The organism is Prevotella sp. MGM2 (genome assembly GCF_002933955.1).
Lineage (GTDB): Bacteria > Bacteroidota > Bacteroidia > Bacteroidales > Bacteroidaceae > Alloprevotella.
The window spans coordinates 1-6515 of the sequence record NZ_BEWW01000039.1 but is presented as its reverse complement, the minus strand read 5'-3'; the positions used below and the strand labels follow the sequence as shown (position 1 = coordinate 6515).

The following is a 6515-nucleotide window of genomic DNA, read 5'->3' as shown; positions in this document are numbered from 1 at the left end:
CTGCCGGTCCGCTTCTCATGAAAAAGCAGCGGTTCTTTAACAGCCTTTATATGATGCAAAAATAAACAACATACCTAGAAGCACAAAGGCCAATCCACTTTTTTTTCCTAACTTTGCAAAGCGCCTTTCACAGGCCGTTATTCCATCATATCAAATCAATTACCGAAAATATCCATGCGACGCATATACTTAGGCATATTATCCGGACTCGTCAGCCTATTTTCACTGACAGGGACCGCACAGGTGCGTTTCGACCATCTGCACCGGGAGTTAGGTTCGCTCATCTGGCACACACCGGGTACAGCGGTTTTCACACTGAGTAACGAAGGAGACACCACGCTTGTCATACGCGATGTCGACCCCGACTGCGGATGTACAGCCGTTGACTGGCCGCGCACACCGATTGCTCCGGGGCAGAAGGCCGTTATCAAAGCTGTGTTCGACGCCGAACTGCTCGGTCACTTTGAAAAACAGATTGCCGTCTACACCGACCAAAGCGACAAACCCTACTATCTTACCCTCAACGGCGATGTGGTAGTGGAACGGAAAGAGAACATGGGCGATTATCCCTACCATGTAGGCGACTTGTACCTTAATGCCGACAATGTGGAATTTGACGATGTACGCCGCGGAGACCAGCAGGTCAAGACCATCACCATCTATAATGCCGGGAACAAAACGTTTACTCCCAGCCTGATGCATCTGCCCAAATATCTCACAGCACAGTATGAGCCGGCCAATATCCGTCCCGGACATACCGGCCGGATACTCCTGACGCTCGACAGTGAACAGTTGCGCACTTTCGGCCTTACACAAACCAGCATTTACCTGAGCCGCTTTGCCGGTGACCGCGTAGGCAATGAGAACGAAATATACGTATCGGCAACACTTCTGCCAGAACAGACATTTACGGCTGAGCAACTGGCCATTGCCCCCGAACTGCACCTTGACAGTACAACTGTCAACATGGGAGCAATGAACGGCAAGAAACGTCTGAAGAGCGAGGTCGTTATTACAAACACCGGCAAGTCAGCCCTTGAAATAAGTGCCCTTCAGGTTTACAATCCCGGATTGAGCGTAAGTTTAAGCAAACGCAGTCTGAAGCCGGGCGAAAGCGACAAGATAAAGATTACAGTCAATGCCAACACACATTATTTCAAAGGACGCCGGCGCGTATTACTGATAACCAACGATCCCGTCCGTCCTAAAGTAGTTATAGACATTACTGTAAAAAAGTGACTTTAAAATTTCGCAATACGGGAATAAATCCGTAACTTTGCACCGCAATCGGAAAGTAGCGCAGTTGGTAGCGCACTACGTTCGGGACGTAGGGGTCGGGCGTTCGAGTCGCCTCTTTCCGACGAAAACCGGAATAACTTCAGACTTTTGTCCTGTTATTCCGGTTTTTTATTTGGCATATAGTCCCTATTAAATAGGAATTCACCTTATCAACACATCTCATTACCTCCATTAATTGCAGAAAGCTACCATTAACTCATACAAGTTTCTTTGAACAGGCATATTGCATATAGGACATCCATCTGTCTGAACATCCCCTGTCTTTTATATTCATTTCTGATACTGGAGATAATATTCTTTATTCTTGGGATACTACTATTATAAAAAATGCGAACTTCTTCGTTCTTATTATGAAATGACAAGCGGAGCAATTATTGCCCCGCTTGTCATTTCTTATACATTAGGATTAAAATGTGTACTATTTTACATTTCCACCATCATTTAATGCCTCGCCAAGCCAAGCGAAGACGCATAAAATAATAATAATAAAACTCATAATAGTATTGTTTGAATAGGTTATCGAAATATTTTCAATTTATTTGTCCTTACGTCCGAAAATGGAGAAATGCACATAGCGCTTAGGATGTGACTTGAGATCAATCATAAGTGAATCGGCATGTTTCATCGTACTGTTCATATTATCATAAACGCCGCGGTCGTTTAGGAACAAGCCTAATGTATTGTCACGACTATTAAGTTTCGTGTTTAAAAGGCTTGTTGTGGAACTGAGATTATTCGTAAGTTGTTGTACGCCGTCAAGCGTTGTACCGACTTTCTGTATAGTGCCATCAACGTCTATACGGGCCAGATTACCGGAAAGAGTTTCCATATTCTGTCCGATACTGTTGGCTTTTCTCAGAAGCTGCGGTATGTCGGCTTTCATCATACTGTTGAAAGCCACCGATGTTTCCTGAAGATTTGCAGTCAGTTCTGCGGTGTTGCGCAAAGTTTGCTGCAATGCCGGATCGGCAGTCAGACGGTTAAGATTGGCCAGAATACTGTCAAGTCTCGGTAGTATCTGCTCCACAGCAGGTATCATAGATTCCAGCCTGTTCATAGCGCCCACGTGCAAGTCTCCGTTAATAGTGTCACCAACAGTGAGATGATGCAGGGGATTGCCCCCTAATATGAGATTCATTTTCACGCCGCCCATCAGTTCCGACTCAAGTTCGGCGCAAGTTCCGGCAGGAACTTTCATTTCGTTGTCGAGTTCAATGGTAACAACGACGTTGTCTGTTCTACTGTAGTCGTAGTCAATGTCACGTACAATGCCGACCGCATAACCGTTAGCATAGACGGGGTTAGATACCACAAGTCCTGCTATATGCTTGAATCGGACATAATAGGTATTACTCGATGTGAAGATGTTGATGCCTTTCAGGAAGTTGATGAGAATGAAGAGCAAAACAATGGCAACACAAACCGTGAGGGCCAATTTTACTTCTTTGGTAAAGTACTTCATGAGAATTTTGTATTTCGTTTTTGGGAATAATATGCTTGTTGATTTATTGCTTAGACTTTCTGATAGCAGCAGCCAAATCGGTACGTTGGCCATCAATGAAGGCTACGATAAATGTATCAGGGAATTTGGGCGAGATTTGCTTTTGAAGCCGACGGATTTCAGTATAGTTGCATGAACTGCCATAGGTGTATTTATACAAGTTGCCGTCACGGTAATATTCAATGCCTTTAAGCCCCTTTAAACGGGTATCGCCGGTTTTAAGCGGACGATCCACAGCCATCAGTTGTATTTTGAAAACGGGACGCGAAGTATCGGTTTCAGCGGTATCGTTATTACCGTTCTGCTGTTGTACGACTATATCTTTTTCTTGTTGGGGAATATTTTCTTTCGGAGTATTGTTTTTCGTTTCTGCCTTGTCTTTAGACGAAGGGGATATGTCCGATGCGGCCTCAGAAGCCTGGGATGTGTCACCCGTGGCTACTGGCACAACTTCCGGGATAGATGTTTTTTCCGTGGGAAGCAGTTCTGCAGCGATTGTATTGCCGTACATGCGGCGATATTTTATGAAGCCGTTATAGATGCCACGGGCCAGTTCGTTCACACCGGCATCGGAACTGAGATAACGCTCTTCTTCAGGGGTTGAGATAAATCCCAGCTCTGTGAGCACGGCAGGCATGGTAGTACGTTGCAGAACGAGATATCCGGCCTGTTGGACACCTCTGTTTTTGCGGCCGCATGAGGTATATTGCTGTTGTATGCATTTGGCCAGGTCTACACTCTGTTTCATGTTGCGGTCTTGCAGTAATTCGAATATGATGTAGCTTTCCGCTTTATTCGGGTCGAATCCTTCGTAGGTCTGCTGGTAATTTTTTTCGTAGGTAATGACACTGTTTTCGCGTTTAGCCACTTCGAGATTGGCAGCGGTACGTGCCATACCGAGCGTATAGGTTTCGGCTCCGTAGGCTATGCGGCCTGAGGGCAATGAGTTGGTATGGATGGACACGAACAGATCGGCTTTGTTATGATTGGCGATATCCGCACGTGTTTTCAGAGGAATGAACACATCCTTTTTGCGCGTGTAAACGACCTTGACATCATGGCAGTTCCGCTCTACCAGGCGTCCGAACGCCAGGGCTACATTGAGATTGATGTTTTTTTCTTTTGCGAAACTGCCGATTGCACCAGGGTCATGCCCTCCATGTCCCGGGTCAATGACAAGGACAAATTTCTTGCCGTTTGTTTGTTGCATATAATTGGCGTTTGCGCGAAAGGGCACGGCTGCGAAAAAGAAGATGAAACTCAGGTGTAAGAATATTCTGGAGTAAGGATATTGCATATCAGGCAGTTTTGCCGACAAAGTTAATAAGTTTTTTTCAAAAACTAATCTTTGTTGTTTCGTTTTCTGTATAAGTACAATTTATGAAAAATACTGTACGGGGGATGTGATGCCTGATTTCAGCCTGAAGTTGTGAGCAGGCGCCGTTATTACAAGCAACACATTATTTATATATGAACAGACATTCCGGTTTTCCGGTAATGATTAAAGGAGCCTGAACCTTTGTGGTTCAGGCTCCTTTAATCATTTTTGCCAGTGAATTATTTCTCGATATTGAGAGATCCTTCTCCAATCATTTGGTTATCTACGAATATATGTACTTTATATATGCCAGGCGATGGGCGTGGATCATCGAAATTGACATAGAGCTGCACGCGCTGTTCTTCACCGGTATATTCGAAACTTTTTGTGGCGGAATAAGGTATGGTCTTGTTTTCATAGGTGAAAGTTCCTCCACCGTTTACTACGCTGTTGCCGGGTTTGAGCAGACGCACATAGGCCGTGCGGTTGCCTGTGGCTGCCGTGACGTTGCGGGTGACGGTGAACGAGATGCTGAAACGGGTGATGTCTTTGCTGCGCTTGGCTGCCTTACCGTTTTTCTTGAGCGGCGAAAGACTGACGCCTGTTGCATTGAGCTGGGCGGCTACGGCTACCTGTTCTGTCAGTTGGGAATTACGTTTGTTGACGGCTGCCTTTTCCGCGCGCGTGCGTTCGGCATCGGCTCTGGCAGCATCGCGTTCGGTGGTGAGCAGAGCATTGATCTGCTGAAGGGAGTCGACCTGCCTAATGTAGTCGCGCAATACGGCGCGTACCGTAGCCAGTTCTTTCTTCAGCCTCAGGATTTCAGCCGCACTGTTTGTTTTGAGGTCTTTGAGTTCACGGAGGAGTTTTTCGGCACGTCGCTGTTCGGCATCGAGACGCATGACGAGTGAGTCGTCTTTGATGTCTTTTTTCATTTCGCCGTACTGTGCGGCAAATTCGGCATATTGGTTCTCCATTTCCTTGCGGTCCATCTCGGCGAGCTGGCGCAGTTCGTTGAGTTCCTTGTCTTTGTCGGCCGACGACTGGCCGCAACCAATCAGGGCGGAGGCGAGGAGTGTTGCTGCCATAAAGGCGAGCATGCTGTGGGTGAATTTCTTCATGTCAGTCGGTTTGTGATAAGTGAAGGGGTCAGTCCAATACGGTAATCCATCCATGGTTGTCGGGCTCGATGCCGTATTGGATGTTTCGGAATTTGTTGTAGAGCTGTGTCGATACCGGCCCCGGCTTGCCGTCCTTGGATATGACGTAGCTCTTGTTGTTCTCCATGTCGTCAATGCGGGCTATGGGGCTGATAACGGCGGCTGTTCCGCAAGCGCCTGCCTCCTCGAATGTTTCGAGTTCCTCCTCCGGTATTTGCCGGCATTCCACCTCCATGCCCATGTCGAGAGCCAGTTGCTGAAGGCTGCGGTTGGTGATGGAGGGAAGGATGGATGAGGACTTCGGGGTGATGTATTTGCCGTTTTTGATGCCGAAGAAATTGGCGGCACCACATTCGTCGATATATTTCTTTTCTTTGGCGTCGAGGTAGAACTCGCAGGAATATCCTGCATCGTGGGCCATTTTGTTGGCACGCAGACTGGCCGCATAGTTGCCGCCCACTTTGTAGGTGCCGGTGCCGAGAGGCGCTGCGCGGTCGAACTCGCGGATGATGACATAGTTGTTCGTGGCAAATCCTCCTTTAAAGTAAGGGCCTACGGGCGTGACGAAAATGAGGAAGAGATATTCGTCGGCCGGATGTACGCCCACCTGCGCGCCCGTGCCTATGAGCAAGGGACGGATGTAAAGGGATGCGCCGCTTTCGTAGGGAGGGATAAAACGTTCGTTGAGTTTCACAACCTTTTCCACCATCCGGCAGAACAAATCCGTGGGAACTTCGGGCATCAGTATGCCCCGGCAGGTGCTTTGCAGGCGTTCGGCATTGTCTTTCATGCGGAAGATGCGTATTTTGCCGTCGGGACAGCGGAATGCCTTTTGCCCTTCGAATGCTTCCTGCCCGTAGTGCAGGCAGGTGGCCGCCATGTGAATGTTTATCGTTTCGGAGGAGCTGACTTCTATTTCGCCCCATTGGCCGTTGCGGTAGTAGCAACGCACGTTATAGTCGGTGGGCATGTAGCCGAATGACAAATTTGTCCAATCAATCTTTTCCATTGTTTCTTCTATGTTGCTTAATTTGTCTGTTGTCTATTGACGAAGTGTTCATCCGTGCAAATTTACATATTTATTTGGTGATAGGTGTAACCCTGTGCAGGTTTTTAAGATGAAAGACGGCCAGAGTGACGATATGACTGTTTTTTATGTTTTTGGAAAGCCATCAACTTTAACATATTTAACTTTCCGTTACACTTCAATATGTTAAAACATAGGTTGCAAGTGATG

5 protein-coding genes and 1 tRNA gene are annotated in these 6515 nt (G+C 47.0%); 2 read left to right on the top strand and 4 right to left on the bottom strand.

Features of this window, described 5'->3' with window-relative positions; all coding sequences use genetic code 11:
- Positions 1-174: 174 nt before the first annotated feature.
- Together C5S62_RS00965 and C5S62_RS00960 are read left to right on the top strand one after the other, a co-directional pair.
- A complete protein-coding gene (locus tag C5S62_RS00965; protein ID WP_104403675.1) occupies positions 175-1239 on the top strand; it encodes a DUF1573 domain-containing protein in 1065 nt (354 codons plus the stop codon).
- 49 nt (positions 1240-1288) lie between these two features.
- Positions 1289-1361, top strand: a tRNA-Pro gene (locus C5S62_RS00960).
- 473 nt (positions 1362-1834) lie between these two features.
- On the opposite strand, the gene C5S62_RS00955 is transcribed toward C5S62_RS00960, so the two are convergent.
- The 4 genes from C5S62_RS00955 to C5S62_RS00940 form a co-directional block, all read right to left on the bottom strand.
- Entirely contained in the window at positions 1835-2761 is a 927-nt protein-coding gene (locus C5S62_RS00955) for an MlaD family protein (RefSeq protein ID WP_104403674.1), read from the bottom strand.
- Positions 2762-2804: 43 nt separating this feature from the next.
- The gene (locus tag C5S62_RS00950) at positions 2805-4010 is read right to left on the bottom strand and encodes an N-acetylmuramoyl-L-alanine amidase (RefSeq protein WP_104403677.1); all 1206 of its coding nucleotides are present in this window, start codon (positions 4008-4010) and stop codon (positions 2805-2807) included.
- Between the two features lie 347 nt (positions 4011-4357).
- Positions 4358-5293: a hypothetical protein gene (locus tag C5S62_RS00945; protein WP_223301082.1), complete on the bottom strand. Its 936-nt coding sequence runs from the start codon at positions 5291-5293 to the stop codon at positions 4358-4360.
- Positions 5268-6287: a branched-chain amino acid aminotransferase gene (locus tag C5S62_RS00940; RefSeq protein WP_104403673.1), complete on the bottom strand. Its 1020-nt coding sequence runs from the start codon at positions 6285-6287 to the stop codon at positions 5268-5270. Before C5S62_RS00940 ends, C5S62_RS00945 begins: the two co-directional genes overlap by 26 nt.
- Positions 6288-6515: the final 228 nt, after the last annotated feature.

Coding starts and splice junctions, on each gene's coding strand:
- C5S62_RS00965 (WP_104403675.1), top strand. CDS start 175: ATGCGACGCATATACTTAGGCATATTATCCGGACTCGTCAGCCTATTT.
- C5S62_RS00955 (WP_104403674.1), bottom strand. CDS start 2,761: ATGAAGTACTTTACCAAAGAAGTAAAATTGGCCCTCACGGTTTGTGTT.
- C5S62_RS00950 (WP_104403677.1), bottom strand. CDS start 4,010: ATGCAACAAACAAACGGCAAGAAATTTGTCCTTGTCATTGACCCGGGA.
- C5S62_RS00945 (WP_223301082.1), bottom strand. CDS start 5,293: ATGGATGGATTACCGTATTGGACTGACCCCTTCACTTATCACAAACCG.
- C5S62_RS00940 (WP_104403673.1), bottom strand. CDS start 6,287: ATGGAAAAGATTGATTGGACAAATTTGTCATTCGGCTACATGCCCACC.